Annotated in this window: 19 protein-coding genes; 6 read left to right on the top strand and 13 right to left on the bottom strand. The window is 48.9% G+C overall.

Features of this window, described 5'->3' with window-relative positions; genetic code table 11:
- Nucleotide 1: 1 nt before the first annotated feature.
- From tnpA to ACTHMC_RS15340, 10 genes are all read right to left on the bottom strand, one after another.
- On the bottom strand, nucleotides 2-430 hold the full coding sequence (gene tnpA, locus ACTHMC_RS15295) for an IS200/IS605 family transposase (protein WP_440414282.1): 429 nt from the start codon (nucleotides 428-430) through the stop codon (nucleotides 2-4).
- Between the two features lie 3 nt (nucleotides 431-433).
- On the bottom strand, nucleotides 434-1,522 hold the full coding sequence (locus tag ACTHMC_RS15300; RefSeq protein WP_440414283.1) for a chorismate mutase: 1,089 nt from the start codon (nucleotides 1,520-1,522) through the stop codon (nucleotides 434-436).
- Between the two features lie 91 nt (nucleotides 1,523-1,613).
- Nucleotides 1,614-3,305 carry a DEAD/DEAH box helicase gene (locus tag ACTHMC_RS15305; protein ID WP_440414284.1) on the bottom strand — a complete coding sequence of 564 codons (1,692 nt, stop codon included), beginning with the start codon at nucleotides 3,303-3,305 and terminating at the stop codon, nucleotides 1,614-1,616.
- 79 nt (nucleotides 3,306-3,384) lie between these two features.
- Nucleotides 3,385-3,591, bottom strand: coding sequence for a hypothetical protein (locus tag ACTHMC_RS15310; RefSeq protein ID WP_440414285.1), 207 nt, complete (start codon nucleotides 3,589-3,591; stop codon nucleotides 3,385-3,387).
- The gene (locus ACTHMC_RS15315) at nucleotides 3,588-4,436 is read right to left on the bottom strand and encodes a prephenate dehydrogenase (RefSeq protein ID WP_440414286.1); all 849 of its coding nucleotides are present in this window, start codon (nucleotides 4,434-4,436) and stop codon (nucleotides 3,588-3,590) included. Before ACTHMC_RS15315 ends, ACTHMC_RS15310 begins: the two co-directional genes overlap by 4 nt.
- 1 nt (nucleotide 4,437) lies before the next feature.
- Nucleotides 4,438-5,637, bottom strand: coding sequence for a pyridoxal phosphate-dependent aminotransferase (locus tag ACTHMC_RS15320; RefSeq protein WP_440414287.1), 1,200 nt, complete (start codon nucleotides 5,635-5,637; stop codon nucleotides 4,438-4,440).
- Entirely contained in the window at nucleotides 5,634-6,467 is an 834-nt protein-coding gene (locus ACTHMC_RS15325) for a prephenate dehydratase (RefSeq protein WP_440414288.1), read from the bottom strand. The genes ACTHMC_RS15320 and ACTHMC_RS15325 overlap by 4 nt, the downstream gene beginning before the upstream one ends.
- A gap of 410 nt (nucleotides 6,468-6,877) precedes the next feature.
- The gene (locus ACTHMC_RS15330) at nucleotides 6,878-7,441 is read right to left on the bottom strand and encodes a hypothetical protein (RefSeq protein ID WP_440414290.1); all 564 of its coding nucleotides are present in this window, start codon (nucleotides 7,439-7,441) and stop codon (nucleotides 6,878-6,880) included.
- A 60-nt stretch (nucleotides 7,442-7,501) separates the two neighbouring features.
- Entirely contained in the window at nucleotides 7,502-8,317 is an 816-nt protein-coding gene (gene murQ, locus ACTHMC_RS15335; RefSeq protein ID WP_440414291.1) for an N-acetylmuramic acid 6-phosphate etherase, read from the bottom strand.
- Nucleotides 8,318-8,361: 44 nt separating this feature from the next.
- Entirely contained in the window at nucleotides 8,362-9,216 is an 855-nt protein-coding gene (locus ACTHMC_RS15340) for an N-acetylglucosamine kinase (RefSeq protein ID WP_440414292.1), read from the bottom strand.
- A gap of 141 nt (nucleotides 9,217-9,357) precedes the next feature.
- Between ACTHMC_RS15340 and ACTHMC_RS15345 the strand changes: the two genes are divergently transcribed.
- From ACTHMC_RS15345 to ACTHMC_RS15355, 3 genes are all read left to right on the top strand, one after another.
- On the top strand, nucleotides 9,358-10,944 hold the full coding sequence (locus tag ACTHMC_RS15345) for a S41 family peptidase (protein WP_440414293.1): 1,587 nt from the start codon (nucleotides 9,358-9,360) through the stop codon (nucleotides 10,942-10,944).
- A gap of 72 nt (nucleotides 10,945-11,016) precedes the next feature.
- Nucleotides 11,017-11,829, top strand: coding sequence for a hypothetical protein (locus ACTHMC_RS15350; protein WP_440414295.1), 813 nt, complete (start codon nucleotides 11,017-11,019; stop codon nucleotides 11,827-11,829).
- A gap of 176 nt (nucleotides 11,830-12,005) precedes the next feature.
- The gene (locus tag ACTHMC_RS15355; protein ID WP_440414296.1) at nucleotides 12,006-13,550 is read left to right on the top strand and encodes a BACON domain-containing protein; all 1,545 of its coding nucleotides are present in this window, start codon (nucleotides 12,006-12,008) and stop codon (nucleotides 13,548-13,550) included.
- Between the two features lie 71 nt (nucleotides 13,551-13,621).
- Here ACTHMC_RS15355 and ACTHMC_RS15360 read toward each other — a convergent pair whose 3' ends face one another.
- Nucleotides 13,622-13,975, bottom strand: coding sequence for a DUF6249 domain-containing protein (locus ACTHMC_RS15360; RefSeq protein WP_440414297.1), 354 nt, complete (start codon nucleotides 13,973-13,975; stop codon nucleotides 13,622-13,624).
- 247 nt (nucleotides 13,976-14,222) lie between these two features.
- On the opposite strand from ACTHMC_RS15360, the gene ACTHMC_RS15365 reads away from it, so the two are divergent.
- A complete protein-coding gene (locus tag ACTHMC_RS15365) occupies nucleotides 14,223-14,807 on the top strand; it encodes an RNA polymerase sigma factor (RefSeq protein ID WP_440414299.1) in 585 nt (194 codons plus the stop codon).
- Nucleotides 14,808-14,838: 31 nt separating this feature from the next.
- Complete coding sequence (locus ACTHMC_RS15370; RefSeq protein ID WP_440414300.1) at nucleotides 14,839-15,357, top strand: hypothetical protein; 519 nt, start codon at nucleotides 14,839-14,841, stop codon at nucleotides 15,355-15,357.
- 33 nt (nucleotides 15,358-15,390) lie between these two features.
- Here ACTHMC_RS15370 and ACTHMC_RS15375 read toward each other — a convergent pair whose 3' ends face one another.
- On the bottom strand, nucleotides 15,391-17,676 hold the full coding sequence (locus ACTHMC_RS15375) for a Tex family protein (protein WP_440414301.1): 2,286 nt from the start codon (nucleotides 17,674-17,676) through the stop codon (nucleotides 15,391-15,393).
- A gap of 99 nt (nucleotides 17,677-17,775) precedes the next feature.
- Nucleotides 17,776-18,429: an alpha/beta fold hydrolase gene (locus ACTHMC_RS15380; protein WP_440414303.1), complete on the bottom strand. Its 654-nt coding sequence runs from the start codon at nucleotides 18,427-18,429 to the stop codon at nucleotides 17,776-17,778.
- A gap of 83 nt (nucleotides 18,430-18,512) precedes the next feature.
- On the opposite strand from ACTHMC_RS15380, the gene ACTHMC_RS15385 reads away from it, so the two are divergent.
- Nucleotides 18,513-19,874: a pyridoxal-phosphate dependent enzyme gene (locus tag ACTHMC_RS15385; RefSeq protein WP_440414304.1), complete on the top strand. Its 1,362-nt coding sequence runs from the start codon at nucleotides 18,513-18,515 to the stop codon at nucleotides 19,872-19,874.
- Nucleotides 19,875-20,100 lie beyond the last annotated feature (226 nt).

Genomic DNA, 20,100 nt, shown 5'->3' on the forward strand with positions numbered 1-20,100 from the left:
GTTACAGTTGTACTTTATCGAATACTTCCAGTTCGCTTTCGAGCGATTTCGATTTATGGTATTCCTCCTGTTTGCCGATGAAATCCGCTACCTGCTTCACTCCTGAGGGGCTCACCGAGTAAGCGGCGAAACCATCCTGCCATTCAAATGGTTCGGTCAGCAGGTTGGAATTGTTGATCCAGTTTGCCGCTTCGGATTTGAGTGCATTCATTACCTGCAAGAGGTTTTGGGCAGGGTGTAGCTGTATCATCAGATGCAGGTGATCTTCCACGCCATTCACCGCCATCACTTTCGTTCCTTTTTCCGATGCGTCCCGCTGCAGGTGTGCAAAGAGAACGGTACGGATAGGTTTCTTCAGCAATGGTTTTCTTTCGTGAACGGTTACGATCACATGAACAAAGAGCCAGATCTTATGGTAATTGGCTGACACTGATTAATCGTTCATGATCTTGTTCTGGTGATTGATACTTTCCATGTGCACAGCGTCGAAATACTTGGTGATGAATTCTTTGCTGAGGCCGAGTTTTTCACCTTTACCGAAAGCACGTTCCAGGATCTCATTCCAGCGGTTGGTCTGCAGGATGGTGATCTCGTTGTTCTTTTTGTATTCACCGATCAGTTCAGCCACTTTCATACGCTGGCCGAGGATCTGCATCAGTTCATCATCCAGGTGGTTGATCTGCTGGCGGAGTTTCTCGAGGGCCAGGTGGAATTCTTCAGAGGGGGTATCTTCTTTCCTCCAAACGATTTCATTGAGCATTTCAGCGAGGCGCTCGGGGGTAACCTGTTGTTTGGCGTCGCTCCATGCCTTATCGGGGTCGATATGAGATTCGATGATGAAGCCATCGTAATCCAGGTTGACTGCTTTCTGCATTACATCCAGGAGGATATCCCTTCTGCCGCAGATATGTGAAGGATCATTGATGAAAGGCAGCGTTGGGTTGCGGCGTTTCATTTCGATGGCGAGGTGCCACATGGGGGCATTGCGGTATTCTGTATTACCATATGCGCTGAAGCCGCGGTGGATGAGGCCGATCTGGTCGATGCCTGCTTTAGCCACGCGCTCAACGGCGCCGGTCCATAATTCGAGGTCGGGGTTGATCGGGTTCTTGATCAGTACAGGAACGTTCACTCCTTTGAGTGCATCGGCCACTTCCTGAACGCTGAAGGGGTTCACAGTGGTGCGGGCGCCGATCCAGAGCACGTCTACATCAAAGTGCAGGGCATCTTCCACCTGTTTGGCGGTAGCTACTTCTACTGTGATGGGGAGACCGGTCAGTTTTTTGGCTTGCTGCATCCAGGGGAGTCCCTTGGTGCCGATGCCTTCGAAGGAACCGGGGCGTGTACGGGGTTTCCAGATTCCGGCGCGGAGGATGTCTACTTTTCCGGTGTTGGCGAGGCGCTGAGCGGTTTCGAGTACCTGCTCTTCAGTTTCTGCGCTACAGGGGCCTGAGATGATCAGGGGGCGTTTGTTCCACTTAGCCTGCACTGTTTCCTTCATGGTTGTTTCACTGCTTGTCATACTATGAAATTGAAAATTTGAATATGTCTGTTTTGATTTTGTTGATTTTCCGGGCAACAGACGTATTCAAATTTTCAATTCATTATTTGAATTATCGTCTGCTGTCTGCGTCGTTCATTCTGATCCTTCTACCCTTGTAGTTCTTACCATCTATAGAGCGGATCATCTGTTGCGCTGCGCGCTTATCGATCTCTATCCAGCTGTTCATTTCTTTCATATCGATCCTTCCGAGCACTTCCTTTTTCAGGTCGCTCATATCCAGGATGAATTGCAAGAAGCTGGCTTTGTAAAATCCGTCCTTGGTGCCGAGGTTCACAAAGAGGCGTGCATAATCGCCACCTCCGCCGAACTCGCGGCCTCTTGTATCGCGGCGGTTGCCATTTCTGTCGCCACTACGCTCAAAGCGTCCGCCACGGTCCATTCCTCCACCCATTGTTCTTTCCCTGCGTGCATCCGGGCGAACATTGAGGTCTTCCGCATTCTCATAATACTTGAGGAAGCGGTCGAACTCCATGGCTGCCACACGTTTCAGGATTTCTTCCTTGCTCATGTCTGCGAACTTCTCTTCCAGCATGGGTACGTAAGTCTCATAATCACCATGGCTGATATCCGCCTGCAGGAGTTTATCCATGAAATAGTAGAACTGCTTGCGGCAAACATCTTTTCCGCTGGGGATCTCCAGTTTGTGGAAAGGCGCCTGAACGATGGACTGGATGGTCCTCATTTTGCCGGTTTCCCGTACATGCACGATCGACATACAGATTCCGGTATTACCGGCGCGTCCTGTACGGCCGCTGCGGTGAGTGTACACTTCCACATCATCCGGTAATTCGTAGTTGATCACATGCGTGATATCTTTTACGTCGATACCCCTTGCTGCCACATCCGTTGCAATCAAGAGCTGTAAGGTTTTATCACGGAACTCGCCCATAACCTTGTCGCGCTGTTGCTGGGTAAGATCTCCATGCAGCGCATCAATATCATATCCTTCGCGTGTCAGTTTTTCGGCGATGTCCTGTGCGTCTGCCTTGGTACGGGTAAAGATGATCCCATAAATACCCGGGTTGAAATCGATCAGTCTTTTCAGTGCCTGGTACCTGTATTGAGCCGAGGTAACATAGTACTGGTGATCGATGTTCTTGTTGGCGGTGTTCACTTTGCCTACTGTGATCTCAAAAGGATCTTTCATGTAGCGTTTGCTTACACGTTTGATCTCTGGCGGCATGGTAGCGCTGAACAGCCAGGTAGCTTCCCTGTTAGGGGTGTTCTGCAGGATGAATTCGATATCATCCTTGAAACCCATGTTCAGCATTTCATCAGCCTCATCCAGCACCACATATTTGATCTCTTCGAGATTGATTGCTTTGCGTTCTATCAGGTCGATCAGGCGTCCGGGTGTTGCCACCACTATCTGAACGCCTCTTTTCAGTTCCCTGATCTGTTGCCCGATGGATGCTCCGCCGTACACTGCGGCCACGAACATCTGGGGCAGGAATTTCTTGAAACCTTCCATTTCAGTCACGATCTGGAGGCACAATTCTCTTGTAGGGCAAACTACCAGCGCCTGGGGGTGTCTCTGTTTCTCGTCTACGAGGTGCAGTAAAGGCAATCCGAATGCGGCCGTTTTCCCCGTACCGGTTTGCGCCAGGCCCACCAGATCTTTGGTGCCGCTGAGCAAAACAGGAATCGCTTGTTCCTGAATAGGTGTCGGGTTTTTGTAGCCAAGTGCATCGGTAGCCTGTACCAACCTAGCATCCAAACCCAACGCGTCGAAAGTCGTCATAAAGTAAAAAATTTGCGCAAAGGTACTGCATACGGCGGCGATGGCCTAAATTATCCTTCCAAAGAGCTGAAAAGCAATGCTAGCGTAGCAAAAACCAGGTAGCAATGCCCAGGCATAAGAGCCCTGCCGTGAGATTCACCCACAGCTTGTAATTTTTCCCCAGTGACAATTCCAGTCTTTCCGACCGGGAAGCGCCCCAGAATAACCATTTGGACCTTTTGATTGCCAGATACAGGCATACTATGCCGAACAGGCCAAAGAATATCGTATCGAAATTCCAGTTCATTTAATGATCCTCCTGATTTTGTTTGCCTGCTCAATGAGTTCCTGCAGGTACTCAAAGTTCTCCTTTTCCAGGCAGGCTTTGAACTTTCTCAGCTGGCTGATATGCTCGTTCAGCACATCCAGTACATGCTCCTTATTCTGCATAAAGATGGGCACCCACATGGCCGGGTTGCTCTTGGCCAGCCTCACGGTGCTTTCAAAACCACCACCGGCCAGTTCAAAGATGGCATCCTCTTCCCGCTCCTTCTCCAGCACCGTATTGGCCAGGGCAAAGGAGGTGATATGGGAGATATGGCTTACGTAGGCCGCGTGCATATCATGGCTGTTGGCATCCATATAGCTCAGGCGCATGCCCAGCTGACGGTATACGTTCTCGATAATGTCCACTATAACGGGATCACTTTTCTCTTTTTCGCAGATCACGCAGGTCCTGCCGGTGAAGGCGTCCTGCACGGCCGCTTCAGGTCCGCTGTACTCGGTACCCCACATCGGATGTGTGGCAACAAAACGGTGACGCATGGGGTGGCCGGCCAGGGACTCGCAGAGTACTGACTTGGTGGATCCTGCATCCACCACAATCTGTTTGTCCGTAACCAGATCCATGATCTGTTTCATCACCGGGATGGTGGTATCAACGGGGATGGCCACATAAATGAGGTCACTGTTGCGGACGGCATCTTCGAGGCTCATGGCTTCGTCTATCAATCCCAGCTCAAGGGCTTTGTCGGAGCTGGATTTTGTGCGGCTTACGCCGATCACTTTTTTGGTAAGGCCCAGGTTCTTCAGCGCCAGGCTGAAAGAACCGCCGATAAGGCCCACCCCTACTATGGTAACTGCATTGAACATGCTATACGGTAACTTTTGCGGTTGATAAAAAATGCTGTACGCGTTGAATGCTTTCCTTCAGTTTCTCTTCGCTGCTGCAGAGGCTAACGCGCACGTAAGGGTTGCCGGCATTGCCGAAGATGCCTCCGGGCGTGATGAATACATTGGCATTGTACAATACTTCATCACTGAGGGCAAATCCATCTTTGTATCCTGCAGGGATCTTTGCCCATACGAACATGCCTGCCTGGCTCTCATCATACACACAATTGAGCAGGGTGAGCAGTTCAAATACTTTGGTTCTCCGGGCACGGTATACATCGTTCACCTGTTTATACCATTCTCCCGGAAGGCCCAGCGCTGTTGCGGCCGCCAGTTGCAGGGGCAGGAACATACCACTGTCCATATTGCTCTTGAAGCGCAGCACTTCGTCTATGCGATCTTTGGCGCCGCAGAGCGTGCCCACCCGCCAGCCGGCCATGTTCTGGCTCTTGCTGAGACTGTTGAGCTCCACCACCACATCCTTTGCGCCTTCCACACTGAGCAGGCTCATGGGAGCATCGTTGAGGATGAAGCTGTATGGGTTATCGTGACAGATAAGAATATTATGTTGTTTGCCGAAAGCCACCAGTTTTTGGAAGAGGGCTTCTTCAGGCAGCTTACCGGTAGGCATCTGCGGATAGTTCACCCACATCAGTTTTACCACTCCCTCACCCTGTTGATTAAGCGCAGTTACCTGCCGCCCCAGTTCTTCCAGGTCGGGGAACCAGTTATTGGCTTCCGTAAGCTCGTAGGGAACGGTGGTTCCGCCTGCCAGTTTCACGGCGCTGCTGTAGGTAGGATAACCGGGATTGGGGATGAGCGCCATATCGCCTGCATTCAGGTAGGTCATACAGATATGCATGATGCCCTCCTTGCTGCCGATCAGCGGCAGGATCTCCGTATCAGGATTAAGCGGCACATTGTACCATTTTGCATACCAGTCAGCCACCGCTTTTCGCAGTACGGGTGATCCCTTGTACGACTGGTAGGCATGCACGTTAGGTTTTGCACTTTCTTCCTGCAGGGTTTTGATCACATCAGGATGTGGTGGAAGATCGGGAGATCCGATACCGAGGTTGATGATCTGTTTGCCCTGCTGGTTGAGGCCATCGATCTCTCTCAGTTTCTGGGAGAAATAATATTCACCGATTCCTTCTAATCTTCTGGATGTAGTTATCATACAATCGCTTTGCCTTTTTTGTAAACACCGTATACTTTGAGCTCAGTGGTAATGGGTTTGATCTGGCTGATCACTTCTTCGAACTGCTGCATGGAATCGAATTCCATATCGGCGTGGAAGCTGTACTGCCAGTCGCTTCCCGGGATGGGGAAACTCTGCAGTTTGCTGAGGTTGATGCCGCCGTTTGCTATGAGGGTGAGCACGCGGGCGAGGCTGCCTCTGGAGTGATCTGTATTGAAATTGACGGATGCCTTATTGGCATCTGCCACTACTTCGGCTATATCTTCCCGTTGGATGATGAGGAAACGGGTGTAATTGCTTTTCATGGTGTGGATATTGGGCGCAATCACATCCAGTTCAAAGAGATCGGCCGCCAGTTTGCTGGCGATGGCCGCAATATGCTTGCTTTTGTGCTGGTGCAGCTTTTTGGCGCTGAGTGCTGTGTCTTCGGTCTCTACCAGCTTCCAGTCGTATTTATCCAGGTATTCCAGGCATTGCTGAATGGCCATATGATGGCTGTGCACTTCGCGGATATCTTCGAGCTGCACACCGGGATTGACCAGTAACTGTTGTTTGATGGGGAGGTAGATCTCTCCTGTGATGCGGAGATTGCTTTTCTGCAGGAGGCTGTAGTTGGGAAGGATGCTGCCGGCGATGGAGTTTTCGATGGCCATCACACCGCCATCGGACTCTTTTTTGTTGCCTGCGATCTTCACTACCTCGCGGAAAGTGGCGCAGGGTATCACTTCCACATCTTTGCTGAAGTACTGCTGTGCAGCTACCTGGTGAAAACTTCCTTCGTATCCTTGTATCGAGACTTTTGTTGACATATTGAACTGATCTGTAACGATTAGTAAAAACAAAAGTCCCGGCTGTAGGCCGGGACTTCTTATGTTGATTTTTTTATCTCTTAGTTTGTTTTCAACAAAAGCATTCCCGGCCTCGTACTAAAATAGTAAAAGCTAAAATAAAAGAAACCGTATGCCTTGTTGATGTTCATTGAATCAAAAGTAGTCACAAAAGCTGAAACGCAAAATAATTTTTTGAGAATCTGTAAAATTAATGGAAAACGAATGTTAGTTGGAGAATGCGAATGTTAGTTGGAGAGTGCGAATATTTGTCGGAGTGTGCCCGGTCGCTCTCGTCCCCGCGAGTGACTTATATTCTGTCGCCTCCGGCGACACGGTGTTCGCCAGAGGCGAGCTACTGGGCACACCATATTATTGCTGCAACAAATTCCTTATTCAAGGCGCTTCTGCATCTGTTCATCAATTTTTTTGAAGAGGTGGAATGGCTTGTAAGTTCGCCAGTTGTTCAGTTCCATCAGTTCAAAGTAGCGGTGTAGTTTGGCGCGTTTGAAATCATACTGCGTTTGTTCGGGCATGTTAAGGATCACTACCCAGCCGTTCTCATCGGTCACTTCATCGAACCATTCTTCATAGTATTCTTTATCCGAGCTGTGGAAATTGAGTACGTTCTCTGCAATGAGGATGAACTTATTGATTCCTTCGTAAATAAAGGGGTCGGCCACTTCGCGTTTGAGCTCCATGATATCGTTCTCGATCGCATCGTTCCATTCTCCTATCAGCTCAATCACGGCATAATGTTCTTCATAATCCGCGATCAGTACTTTGAGGTACATGGTGCGGCTGCCGAAATCATCCCATTGGGGATGGATATAATAATTGTAAATGGTTTGAGTGAATTCAAACTCGCTGTATACGCGCCCGTAGAACGGAGACCGTTCATCCTGCTCACTTGTATAGATGTGACGCCAATTGTAAAATGGTTCTATATCATGCATAACTATTTACAATTTACGTTCAACGGGTGGCCCTTTCCAAATATTTTTTTGTGAAAATAATCAGAGGGAATCCACTGCGGCTTTCACGCTGCCGTATTTCAACAGCAATTGTTTTGCCTTCTCGTAATCAGTGATGCCTGATTTTTCCATCAGCATTTTAGTGCCGCGGTCAACCAGTTTTGCGTTGGTAAGCTGCATGTTAACCATCTTATTATCTTCTACCCGTCCTATCTGTATCATCACGGAAGTGGAGATCATATTCAACACCAGCTTTTGTGCAGTGCCGCTTTTCATACGCGTGCTGCCTGTTACAAATTCCGGACCTACCACTACTTCAATGGGGAATTCCGCAGCGGCGGCAAGCGGGGTACCCTGGTTATTGGTGATGCAACCGGTAACGATTCCACGCTGACGGGCTTCCTTTATAGCGCCGATCACATAGGGTGTAGTGCCGCTGGCAGCGATGCCCACCACTACGTCATTGTCGTTTATCTGATGCTTTTCAAGATCCAGCCAACCCTGCTCCCAGCTGTCTTCCGCATGCTCGATGGGCTTCTGGATGGCCTCCTGGCCGCCGGCAATGATGCCGATCACCAATCCTTGGGGAAGACCGTAAGTAGGCGGTATCTCACTGGCATCCAGCACACCCAGGCGGCCGCTGGTGCCTGCCCCGATATAAAAAAGCCGGCCTCCGGCCAGCATTTTATCGCTGATAATAGTAACAAGCTGTTCTATCTGGGGGATGGCCTTTGCCACCACCAGGGGCACCTGCTGATCTTCAGCATTGATATTGGTGAGCAACTCACGGATGCTCATCTTCTCCAGGTGCCTGTAGGAGCTGGCTTGCTCCGTGACCTTATTGAAAGCCGCTGACATGATTCAAGATTTCTTTATTAAGAACGGGGCCGGCGGGGTAAAAATTATCCGATATGATATTTGATCAGACCTCCCATCGGGGTTTTCAACACCTTGCCGAGCTCGAATTCGTAAGCATGACAAAGGTCGGCCAAAACCTCCTTGAAAGCAAAACCCACACTGCCTACAAAGTGGATCGGCATTTTCCAGCTTTCATTCAGTTTGCAGAGATGGGTAAAAAAGAAATCGTTCAGACCGTCTTCGATGATATTCTCGATCATGTAGTGTTCCCGGTTCTCAGACAAAAAGAGTGCGAAAGAAGCCAGGTACCTGTTGGGGAAAGGCTTCTTGTATACATTATCGAGTATTTCGGAGGCGGAAGTATTATATTTCTGATCGAAGCGGTAACGGAGCTCTTCATCGAATGTGCCGTACAGGTAGTACTGGATCACTTTCTTGCCCAGGTAGGCGCCGCTGCCTTCGTCACCCAGGGCATAACCCAGTCCCGGGCTTATTTTCACGATGCTTTTTCCGTTGTAGTAGCAGGTATTGCTGCCGGTTCCCAGGATACAGGCTATGCCTTTCTCATCCCCGCAGGAGGCACGGGCAATGCCCATCAGGTCATGTGTTACCTCAATCGGCTTCACCCCCTTGAAAACGCGGCCGAGGGCTGTTTTTACACTCTTCACATTGGCAGGGTTGCTGCATCCGGTGCCATAATAGTAGATGGCCGTAATGGATTCCAGGTCGGCCTTTTTCAGGCCAGGCAATAATTCTTTCCTGATCACCTCTTCAATCTGATCGGTATTCAGGAAATAAGGGCTGATACCCTGTGTAAATACCGTTTTGGTCTTTTTGCCTTTGCCAGCCAGCGCCCATTCCGCCTTTGTTGATCCACTATCTGCTATCAGTATTGCCATAAAACTTCATTTAAATCATTAGCCCGGAGATAACACTCCTACTATTTAACAACCGTTCAACGAAGGTAAAGCGTGGAATTGAGAATTAATTATGAACTTCGCCCCGAAATTTGAGAAATTTAATATTTAAGTGACCCTTGCATGAAGAAATTACAGGTATGGCTTCCACTGCTCTTTTCGATCGTTCTGATCATTGGGATGTGGATCGGATCCGGACTCAGGAAGAATATCCCATTTTCCCGCGGCCTCTTTGACACCGCCCGGCCCTCCACCCTCCAGGAAGTGATGGACCTTATCAATCTGCGTTATGTTGATTCAGTGAACCAGGACTCCCTCAGCGATGATGCCGTTCAGGCCATGCTGGGCCACCTGGACCCCCACTCTATCTATATCCCTGCCAACCGGCTCGCCGAAGTGAATGAAGACCTCCAGGGTAATTTTGAAGGCATCGGCGTGGAATATTTTATCCTCAACGATACCGTATACGCCAGCAATGTACTGCCCGGCGGCCCCAGTGACCAGGCTGGCATCAAAACAGGGGATCAGTTCCTGAAAGTGGGCGACTCAAGCGTTACCGGAAGCGGTATCAATGGCGACAGGATCCGCAAGCTGCTCCGCGGCCCTTCCAAATCAAAAGTGGATGTGCTGCTCCTGCGCAACGGCAAACAACTGAAACTCACCGTTACCCGCGGTATGATCCCGCTCTATTCCGTAGATGCGGCTTATATGATCGATGACTCTACCGGTTATATCCACGTGAACAAATTCTCCGGCACCACTTACGAAGAATTCATGGCTGCCATGGAAAACCTCCAGTCGAAAGGCCTGAAAAAACTCATGCTCGATCTGCGCGACAATGGCGGCGGTATCCTCGGTGAAGCCATCGATATGGCCGATGAATTCCTCGACGATAATAAACTCATCGTATACACACAGGGCTCGCATTCCAAAAAAACGGAATACCACTGCAAACGCCCGGGCCTCTTTGAAAAAGGCACACTGGTAGTGCTGGTGGATGAGAACTCCGCTTCCGCCAGTGAAGTCCTGGCTGGTGCTTTACAGGACTGGGACCGTGCCACTATCGTGGGTCGCCGCACCTTCGGCAAAGGTCTTGTACAGGAACAATATCAGCTGAACAACGGATCAGCCCTGCGTTTGACCGTTGCCCGCTACTATACCCCACTCGGCCGAAATATCCAGAAACCTTACGATCATGGAAGAAGTGCTTACCGCGAAGAGCTGGAAGACCGTTTCAACAATGGTGAAATGATCCATGGAGATTCTGCCACCACACATACAGGACCAGCCTATAAAACCAGGAAAGGAAGGATCGTATACGGCGGCGGTGGCATCACCCCCGATGTATTTGTACCCATCGATACCACAGCCCTTTCCAAAGAGTTTTACAACCTGTTCAAAACACCAACATTCAGCCGCTTTATCTTCACTTACTTCATTGAGCATAAAGACTTCTTCAGCAAATTCAAAACACCTGCCGAATATGCCAAAGGATTCAATCCTGCAGACGGCGCTTATGCAAGCCTGGTAGATTATGCCGCCAAAGCCGGCATCAATCTTCAGAACCTCCCGGCCAGGGATAAGGAAGATCTGCAGCAGCGGATCAAGACCTGGATGGCCCGCCAGATCTGGAGAATGGAGGGGTATTACGAAGTGAACAACCTGTACGACAAGGAAGTAAAGAAAGGCACCGAAGTCCTGAATAAATAAACGAACTGATAACAAAGAAACTATACAGGGAACTACCCGTTTCTTGTATAGTTTCTTTTATTTTGTATTACTATGAAGCAATTACTGATACTCTCATTACCCTTTGTACTCGCTGGCTGTTTCAACATGCCCAAAAAAGAAGAACTTGATAAAGTGAAAGAGGAATTGCAGAAACTGACCCAGAACCGGGATTTCATCTATACCGATTCGCGGGACTCTTTTGCGGTGCAGCTGGTGTCTACGGAAAAACTGGAAGACCCCGAGGCGGATAATGTTGCAGTCACCTTTTCCAAAGGCTTCAGTTCATATTCCGGCACCTTCCAGGATCACCTTAAAAGTGGAAGCTGGTTGTACAATTCAAAGATCAAGAATATCAATACCATCAACTGGTTCCCTTTTTCCATCGATCGCCTGGGTATCCTGACCAATCTTCCTGAGAATGGGAAATTCGATTCGCTGGACGTTAAGTCAGAACGCTATGGGCTTTATGTGAAGGAAGATTCCCTGCTTGTTCTGTTTCATGCAGACACACTCACGGCAATGGTCAAGCGCAGACCTTATGAAGACCTGATCACCGACCAGCTGCAGAACAAAGGTTATAAGCTGGCCAAATCAGAAAACAAGCTGCTGCAGGACAGTCAGAATGTGATCAGTGTAACTGCCCTCACCTTTCAGAAAGACAAAGAGGAACTGTATTGCAAAGTAGCGTATGCCGTGATGCAACAGGGTTACCTGGCATTTGCCACACAATTTTCTGAAAAGAATATGACCGAAGGGCTACAGTTGTTCGATGGTATTCTCACCAATATGTTCTTTAAGGAACACCGTTTCTACTACCCCTACAAGAAGAGGAATAAGACCGGTGCAGAAGAAGCAGCAAAATAAAACTTCCCTGATTATACGCAGCGCCTGATCATACGATCAGGCTTTTTTTATGCCCTCCCGATTTTACAATTGCAGTAATTTTCAATACAACAGGCAAATCCTTCACTCCGGCCTGGTTTAACAATTCGGGCGCTTCAGCCGCTATAATTTGGCATCCTTAAACAATTAACAAGTCAATGAAGAGAATTTTCATTACGCTGCTCGCAGGAGCTGCTCTTACCTCTGCCTCGTGCAAAAAGGATGACAAAAAGATTGAACAGGGGGAACCCGAAAAGAAAACACTCACCATGCTGGGTGTGCAGGATTTTTCTGCTACGTTACCCATCACCGTTACCGGAAACTGGACGGTAGAAATCCCTGCCGGTGTGGACTGGCTGGATGTAGACAAGAGAAGCGGATCAGGTGATGCCACGCTTACACTCAAAACCATTAAAGCCAATACCGGCGCAAAAAAACAAACGACCATCAAAATCATTTCAGCCGGTAAGATCATTGAAGTACTGATCAGCCTCGATGCATTCTACTCCAATCCTGTTACTACCATGATGGGCGGGAACAAATACGATGACGCCGGTAAAGTGATTGCCACTTCAGACGGCGGCTACCTGTTTGTTGGATCTACCAGCAGCAATACCGGCTTCTTCAATGAAAATCCCGGCCCCGGCGCAAAAGCAATTGCCATCAAATACAACGCGGAAGGAACCATACAATGGAAGAAATATTATGGCGGTAACCGCAACGACGAATTTGTTGCTGCTGCAGCCACCCCTGATGGCGGTTATGTACTGCTGGGAGAAACCAGCAGCAACCAGGGGGATTTTTCCACTAACCACGGGAACACCGATCTCTGGGTTCAGAAGATCGACAAAGATGGAAATGCAGGATGGATGAAATTATTCGGAAGTCATGATAGCGAAGCTGCCGGAGATATCGCAGTAGCTCCTGATGGCAGCATCTATCTCTCCGGTTTATCCAGCGGCACTGATGGCGATATGCAATCCAACCATGGCAGCGGAGATATCTTTATTGCACGCCTCCAGGCTGATGGCACAACCGTTTTTGCGGAATGTTACGGCGGCCAGGAATATGAATCCGGAAGAGGCAAGCTGATAGCATCAGCAACAGGGGTGGTATTCGCAGCTTTCACCAATTCTTCAGATGGAGACCTCCTCAATGCAGGTGGTGTTGGCAACCAGGATGGCTGGTTGTGTAAGCTCAACTGGCTGGGCAGGGTTATTTGGTCTAAAAAATACGGCGGAGCGGAAACCGATTATTTCGTGGGCCTCACTGCCACACCAGACGGAGGTTTTATTGTTACAGGCTCAACCGAAGGACCCGATTTTTACGGAGAGGCTGTAAGCGGCCAGGATGCATTTGCAATGAAAGTAAACGAGGAAGGGGTGAAGCAATGGTTTACGCTGGTGGATGATGAAGGCGCCACAGAATCATTCAACAATATTACCCTGTATAAGAATACCAGCTATATACTTACAGGCACTGTACTGGATGCCAGGGGACTCGATGGATGGCTTTGCCTGATAGATGGTACCGGCAAAAAACTCTGGACGAAGGCTTACGGCGGCGATAATGTGGATTATTTCAGCAGCATAACCTGCACCACAGATAATACCATCGTTGCAACAGGCGCCAGTATGAGCAGTAATGGGGATATTCCATCCAATGCAGGGGATTTTGATATTTTCATACATAAGTTTAAATAATATAACAATTAGCAATAACCGAAAATGGTGTCCCGGAAAGGACACCATTTTTCATTTATAAATTATTATTTTTAGTTGATCCGCTTGTTATCCAGCGTCTCTTTCTTCTCTATCCTGTAACTAAGCACTAAGCCAAGTCCACCGAAAATACCGATCAGCGCAAAGTAGATGGCGGTGTAGGCCTCACTGTCTTCAGTACGTATGTTAAACATTCCTGAGAATTGGATCACAAAAGCAAAGAAGAGGCCGATACCCGCGCCGATCATCAGCAATCCCCATTTCAGGTTCTTATAAGGGGCAGGGCGGTATTCCTTGGGGTTCATGCCTTTTTCTATCAGGGCAAGGTTCTCCCTCTTTTGCAGATACACTACGCCGAATATGCAGGCGAACATACAGATGAACAATACTATTGGTACTAAATCCATAAAAAAGTCTTTATAAGTGAATGGTTGATTGTTTCCTGTCTGATCAGACGCCGCGTTTTCTTCCCGGGTTACAGCTGTTGAAGAGTTTTTTTTCGCGGCGCCCTTACAACAACTATGACTACGGCCGGCAGGGACAGGTTACAGTTTTTGCCCGGAAATTTCCAGGCGGCTCCATCTTCCATCTCTTTTCAATTATTTGTAACTTACCTGTAACATGAGAATCACTTCTGTAGTCTAATAACCTGCGATGAATATTGCACAGCTTGATACTGAAATCATTAGCAGGATCCTACGGGGAGAAAAAGCCTTATATGCCGACCTGGTGAAGAAGTACCAGAACTTCGTTTTCACCATTGCAGGCAGGTATACCTCCAGCCGCGAGGACGCGGAAGAGATTGCCCAGGATGTATTTGTGAAGGCTTATAAGAACCTTGCCGACTTCCGCGGAGACTCCAAATTCAGCACCTGGCTGTACACTATTACCAGTACTACCTGCATTTCTTTCCTCCGGAAGAAAAAACTGGTAGTACATTCGCTCGACCAGGAACATGTTTTTGAACTGGCAGATGCCCATGACTCCGGTTTCAGGGCCAACCAGGTAGAACAGAAATCCAGGTTGCAGATGGTGAACCAGGCCATCCGGATGCTCAGTCCCGATGACTCGAAGATCATCACCCTGTTTTATAAAGGAGAGCAATCGTTGGAGGAAATAGGACAGATCATGGGTCTGGACCCCAATACGGTGAAAGTGAAACTTCACCGGGCACGGCAAAGACTGAAGACCAAAATGGAAGAATATTTCCTGGAAGAAGTAAAGAACATCGCAGACTGATAACAATATTGATCAAATTCAAAAGGCAGCTATGAACAAGCCTGAAAACATGGAAGAGCGACTGTGGGATTATATCGATGGGCTCAGCAGCGAGCAGGAACGCTCCTTTATTGCAAAGCTGATCGAAGAAAACCTCGAATGGAGAAGAAAATACCATGAACTCATGGATGTACATCTGTTGATGCAACAGAACATTGAGCTTGATGAGCCATCCATGCGCTTCACACAAAATGTGATGGATGCCGTTGCCGGGGAACAGATAACACCCGCCGCCAAAACCTATATAAAAAAATCCGTGATCCGCGGAATAGCAGCCTTCTTTTTAGTAAGCCTGGCCGCATTGCTGGTTTATACTTTTGCGAATGTGGACTGGAACGCATTCAGCAAATCCGCCCCTATCGTGCAATTGCCGGAGGTGAATATCGGGAAGTACATGAACAGCACCCTTTTCAACAGCATCGCCATCATTACAACAGTGCTTGCCCTTGCCCTTGTTGATATGACCATCAGGAAAAAACAAAAAAGGAACAGGGAAATGACTGATCATTAACCTGCTCCTCCGATCTGTAAAAATGTATATCGCTTAGTCGTTGAACTTCTTTTTCAGCTCAGCCAGTTTGGCCTGAAAAGGATTCAGCGGCTCTGCTTTTTTAGGCTGGCTCTTCTGCATACCACCACCTCCACTATTATTCGGCCTTCTATCTCCACCACCAGAAGACTTGCTGCCACTGCCTTTACTGCTGTCCTTCATCGACAGGCTGATACGCTTGCGGGCAACATCCACTTCGGTTACCGTCACCGTTACTTTCTGGTTCAGTTTTACCGCTTCATTAGGATCGCTGATATAAGTATTGCTCAGCTGGGAAATATGCACCAGACCATCTTGCTTAACACCAATATCAACGAATGCGCCGAAATTGGTGATGTTCGTAACGATACCAGGCACTACCATACCAGGCTTTACATCTTCAATAGACTTGATGGTATCTTCAAAACGGAACTCTTCTATCTGAGCACGGGGATCACGGCCAGGTTTCTCCAGTTCTTTCAGGATATCCTCGATGGTGAACTCACCGATCTTTTCAGAAATGTATTTTTTCCGGTCGATCTTCTTGCGGAGCTCTGTCTGCTGGATCAGGTCTGCAGGTGTAGCACCGAGATCCTTCGACATCTGCTCAACCACAAAGTAGCTTTCCGGGTGAACGGAAGAATTATCCAGGATATTCTCTGCACCGGGTATGCGCAGGAAGCCCGCACACTGCTCGAATGTTTTTGGCCCCATCAGGGAAACCTTCTTCAGTTCCTCGCGGCTTTTGAAAGCGCCGTTCTTTGCACGGTATTCAACGATATTCTTCGCCAGTGTTCCGCTGAGGCCGGACACATACACCAGCAAATGCTTGGAAGCAGTGTTAACATCAACGCCCACATAGTTCACAGCACTCTCCACTACCCTGTCCAGTGCATCTTTCAGTTTGGTCTGGTTTACATCATGCTGGTACTGTCCAACACCGATTGATTTCGGATCGATCTTCACCAGTTCGCTGAGCGGATCGAGCAGCCTTCTGCCGATGCTCACTGCACCACGTACAGTCACATCCTGGTCAGGGAATTCTTCACGCGCCACTTCCGATGCGGAATAGATGGAAGCGCCACTCTCATTCACCTGGAACACGCTCACAGGCTTGCCGAAATCGATACTGCGCACCAGTTGTTCGGTCTCACGACCAGCTGTTCCATTACCGATGCCGATAGCTTCGATCTCATATTTATCAACCAGGAATTTCAGTTCTGCTACTGCCTTGTTCCAGTCGTTCTGCGGAGGATGCGGATAAATGGCCGTGTTGTACACCAGGTTGCCCTGCGCATCCAGACAAACCAGTTTGCAACCGGTACGGAAGCCAGGATCCAGCGCCAGTACGCGTTTGCTGCCAAGCGGCGAAGCCAGCAGCAACTGACGCAGATTTTCCGTGAATACATTTATAGCTTCTTCATCAGCCTTGTTTTTGCTGATGAGCCTGAATTCATTTTCGATAGAAGGTTTCAGCAAACGGTCGAAAGAATCTTCCACAGCCTTCTTCACTTCGCCAGCCAGGGGGCTGCTGCCTTTCACGAAGATCCTGTTGAGCTCATCCACAGCTGTCTGCTGCTCAATATTGATATCCATTACCAGGAAACCCTCTTTCTCTGCACGGCGTATAGCCAGCACACGGTGGGAAGGGCTGTCTGACAATGGTTCACTGAACTCGAAATAATCGCGGTACTTCTGTGCCTCTTCTTCCTCTTTTTTGCTGGTAAGCACTTTGGAAGAGAAAGTAGCCGTTTCAGTAAAGAGCTGACGAACTTTATTACGTGCCTGTTCATTTTCAGAGACCCATTCCGCAATGATATCGCGTGCGCCCTGCAATGCTTCTTTGGAATCCTTCACCTGCTCATTTAGGTATTTCTCAGCTTCAGCAGAGAGGTCTTCATTGCCCTGCTCAAATACCAGTTTGGCAAGTGGCTCCAGGCCTTTCTCGATGGCCTGAGTGGCGCGGGTTTTGCGCTTCGGTTTATAAGGAAGATAGAGGTCCTCAAGTATGGTGGCATCATAACAATCGTCGATGCGCTGTTTCAGTTCCGGCGTCAGCTTACCCAGACCATCGATGGTTTTGATCACAGTTTCCTTGCGCTTTTCGAGCTCGTTGAAATAAGTGATCTGCTCCACGATATTCCCGATGGCCACCTCATCCAGGTTATTGGTTGCCTCTTTCCGGTAACGGGCCATGAACGGGATGGTGGCGCCCTCCGCGTTGAGGTCGTGCACATTGTTGATCTGCTTAAGGGTAAGATTCAGTTTCTCCGCGATCTTTTGACTGTACTTAGGTTCCATGGTATATGTTGATTTACCGAACGGCCGGGATGGGACCGGGGCCCTTAATTCGGGGGAGCAAATGTAAGGTTTGGCTTCTAAGAAAAAAGTTTGTTTTATTTAGTTCCCGACCATTTCCGCCAATAAGTTATTCACCTTCTTCGGCTCCGTCATTACCAGCAGGTGACCAGCCTTCTGGATCACGTGCGTGGGCGTGGTCAGCCGCTGCGGCAGCACTTCGTCACGGGTGCCGTGGATATGCATCAGCGGCGCAGGAAGCACTTCATTTTTCCAGGTTAGGATGGCATTCATGGCCCAACGGATGAAACGTGTATCGCTATCCTGGATGATCTGAAGGAGCAGCTTCTTATCTTCCCCTGTTTCCCTGGTAAAGATCCGTTTGCTCCTCGCCATCATTTTCACAAAACCGATGGGTATCACTTTATGCAGCCTGATGGCCGCAGCCGCCCTGAAATATTTAGGAAGATGCGCACTCAGCGGTATACTGCTGATCAGAACGGTCTGCACCGGCTTTGTTCGCTTAGCGATCTCTGTTGCCAGCATACCACCGAAACTGAGTCCCACCAATGCAAAGGGCTCACTTGTATCTATCTTTTCGGACAACCGCAGTGCATATTCGAGAAGGCTCTCATCCTGCTGCGGGTCGATCCAGTTAAGATGCACCATTTCAACTCCTTCGGGCAGCCTGATATGTTTGAACACCCGCTCATCTGCCGCCAGTCCGCTGATAAAATATACCCGTTTGCATTTCATTCCCTAAAATTAATGAATCGTGCGCAACCGTTCCCCTGCCTCCCGGGGCAAAACCTTACCTTTGGCCGAGAATCTACATTATTATGGATATCAAACAGAATATTCTCGAAACGATTGGCAATACGCCATTGATCAAACTCAACAAGGTCACGAAGCACCTGCCTGCCACCATCCTGGCAAAAGTGGATTATTTCAATCCCGGCAACTCCATCAAGGACCGCATGGCCCTGAAGATGGTGGAAGTGGCAGAGAAAGAAGGCAAGCTGAAGCCCGGCGGCACCATCATTGAGTGCACCAGCGGCAATACCGGAATGGGACTGGCCCTGGCAGCCTGTGTGAAAGGATACAAATGTATTTTCACTACTACCGATAAGCAGTCTAAAGAAAAAATGGATATTCTCAAGGCCGTAGGCGCCGAAGTGATCGTTTGTCCAACCAACGTGGAACCCGATGATCCCCGCTCCTACTACTCCGTTGCCCGCAGGCTGGCCGCTGAGATCCCCAACTCTTTCCACTGCAACCAGTACGATAACCCCGCCAACCGCCTGGCCCACTACGAAACCACCGGTCCCGAGATCTGGGAACAGACCGGCGGTAAGATCACCCACCTCGTATGCACCGCAGGCACCGGCGGCACCGTTACCGGAACTGCCATGTACCTCAAGGAAAAGAATCCCAATATCAGGATCTGGGCTATCGACGTATACGGTTCTCTCCTCACCAAATATTTCAAAACTGGTGAGATAGATATGAACGAAGTACACCCCTATATTTCCGAAGGTTTCGGGGAAGACTTCGTTCCCGAAAACTACGATATGAGCGTGATCGACCATTTTGAACAGGTAACCGATAAAGACGGCGCAGTAATGGCCCGCCGCCTCGCCAAAGAAGAAGGTCTCTTCTGCGGATACAGCGCCGGCAGCTGCCTGCAGGGACTCCTGCAACTCGGCAACTCGCTCACTAAAGACGACGTGGTTGTCTGCATCTTCCACGATCACGGCAGCCGCTACGTTGCCAAGATCTATAACGACCAGTGGATGATGGAACGCGGATTCCTGGATGTGAAAACATTCCGCGATATCGTCAACGGCCGCAGCGCCAAACAGAAACTGGTTACCATCCAGCCCACTGGTACAGTAGCTGACGCAGTAGACCTGATGAAGAAATTCGATATCGAACATATCCCCGTAATGAATGGCAATGGTATCATTGGCGCCATCAGCGAAAGCGGATTGTTCAATAAGGTTTTCAGCAATCCTGATATTAAAACCGCCAGCATAGAAAGCGTGATGGAACAACCATTCCCGATAGTGGATTTCAATACTCCACTTGAAAAATTACGCAATCTCATCAACAAAGAAAACGGAGCGGTGCTGGGGAAGGATGATGCCGGTAATTATCATATCGTGACCAAGTATGATGTGATACAGGCATTGGGAAGCTGAGCTTTCATTATATTTTTTGAGCCTCTTGTTCTTTATTTGGGCAAGAGGCTTTTTGTTTTGTGCCGGGTTGGGGGTGGTGTGAGTGAGGCTGCAAAACATACCCACACCTGGTGGTTCTTTTATGGGCTGTGGTGGGGTATGTTGGGGCTGTAGAATGATACACTTTTTACCCCTCTCCCCTTTTATCTGCGGCATTGCACAAAGGCCATCCTGGTGCCGCACCGCC

Source organism: Pseudobacter sp., from assembly GCF_051955275.1.
In the GTDB taxonomy this organism is placed as follows: domain Bacteria; phylum Bacteroidota; class Bacteroidia; order Chitinophagales; family Chitinophagaceae; genus Pseudobacter.

What these genes read in the sequence shown, in the direction of transcription:
- ACTHMC_RS15330 (WP_440414290.1), bottom strand. Translation starts at nt 7,441, where the DNA reads ATGCATGATATAGAACCATTTTACAATTGGCGTCACATCTATACAAGT.
- ACTHMC_RS15300 (WP_440414283.1), bottom strand. Translation starts at nt 1,522, where the DNA reads ATGACAAGCAGTGAAACAACCATGAAGGAAACAGTGCAGGCTAAGTGG.
- ACTHMC_RS15310 (WP_440414285.1), bottom strand. Translation starts at nt 3,591, where the DNA reads ATGAACTGGAATTTCGATACGATATTCTTTGGCCTGTTCGGCATAGTA.
- ACTHMC_RS15380 (WP_440414303.1), bottom strand. Translation starts at nt 18,429, where the DNA reads ATGAAATGCAAACGGGTATATTTTATCAGCGGACTGGCGGCAGATGAG.
- ACTHMC_RS15315 (WP_440414286.1), bottom strand. Translation starts at nt 4,436, where the DNA reads ATGTTCAATGCAGTTACCATAGTAGGGGTGGGCCTTATCGGCGGTTCT.
- ACTHMC_RS15375 (WP_440414301.1), bottom strand. Translation starts at nt 17,676, where the DNA reads ATGGAACCTAAGTACAGTCAAAAGATCGCGGAGAAACTGAATCTTACC.
- ACTHMC_RS15325 (WP_440414288.1), bottom strand. Translation starts at nt 6,467, where the DNA reads ATGTCAACAAAAGTCTCGATACAAGGATACGAAGGAAGTTTTCACCAG.
- ACTHMC_RS15385 (WP_440414304.1), top strand. Translation starts at nt 18,513, where the DNA reads ATGGATATCAAACAGAATATTCTCGAAACGATTGGCAATACGCCATTG.
- ACTHMC_RS15360 (WP_440414297.1), bottom strand. Translation starts at nt 13,975, where the DNA reads ATGGATTTAGTACCAATAGTATTGTTCATCTGTATGTTCGCCTGCATA.
- ACTHMC_RS15365 (WP_440414299.1), top strand. Translation starts at nt 14,223, where the DNA reads ATGAATATTGCACAGCTTGATACTGAAATCATTAGCAGGATCCTACGG.
- ACTHMC_RS15370 (WP_440414300.1), top strand. Translation starts at nt 14,839, where the DNA reads ATGAACAAGCCTGAAAACATGGAAGAGCGACTGTGGGATTATATCGAT.
- ACTHMC_RS15350 (WP_440414295.1), top strand. Translation starts at nt 11,017, where the DNA reads ATGAAGCAATTACTGATACTCTCATTACCCTTTGTACTCGCTGGCTGT.
- ACTHMC_RS15305 (WP_440414284.1), bottom strand. Translation starts at nt 3,305, where the DNA reads ATGACGACTTTCGACGCGTTGGGTTTGGATGCTAGGTTGGTACAGGCT.
- ACTHMC_RS15320 (WP_440414287.1), bottom strand. Translation starts at nt 5,637, where the DNA reads ATGATAACTACATCCAGAAGATTAGAAGGAATCGGTGAATATTATTTC.
- murQ (WP_440414291.1), bottom strand. Translation starts at nt 8,317, where the DNA reads ATGTCAGCGGCTTTCAATAAGGTCACGGAGCAAGCCAGCTCCTACAGG.
- ACTHMC_RS15345 (WP_440414293.1), top strand. Translation starts at nt 9,358, where the DNA reads ATGAAGAAATTACAGGTATGGCTTCCACTGCTCTTTTCGATCGTTCTG.
- ACTHMC_RS15340 (WP_440414292.1), bottom strand. Translation starts at nt 9,216, where the DNA reads ATGGCAATACTGATAGCAGATAGTGGATCAACAAAGGCGGAATGGGCG.
- ACTHMC_RS15355 (WP_440414296.1), top strand. Translation starts at nt 12,006, where the DNA reads ATGAAGAGAATTTTCATTACGCTGCTCGCAGGAGCTGCTCTTACCTCT.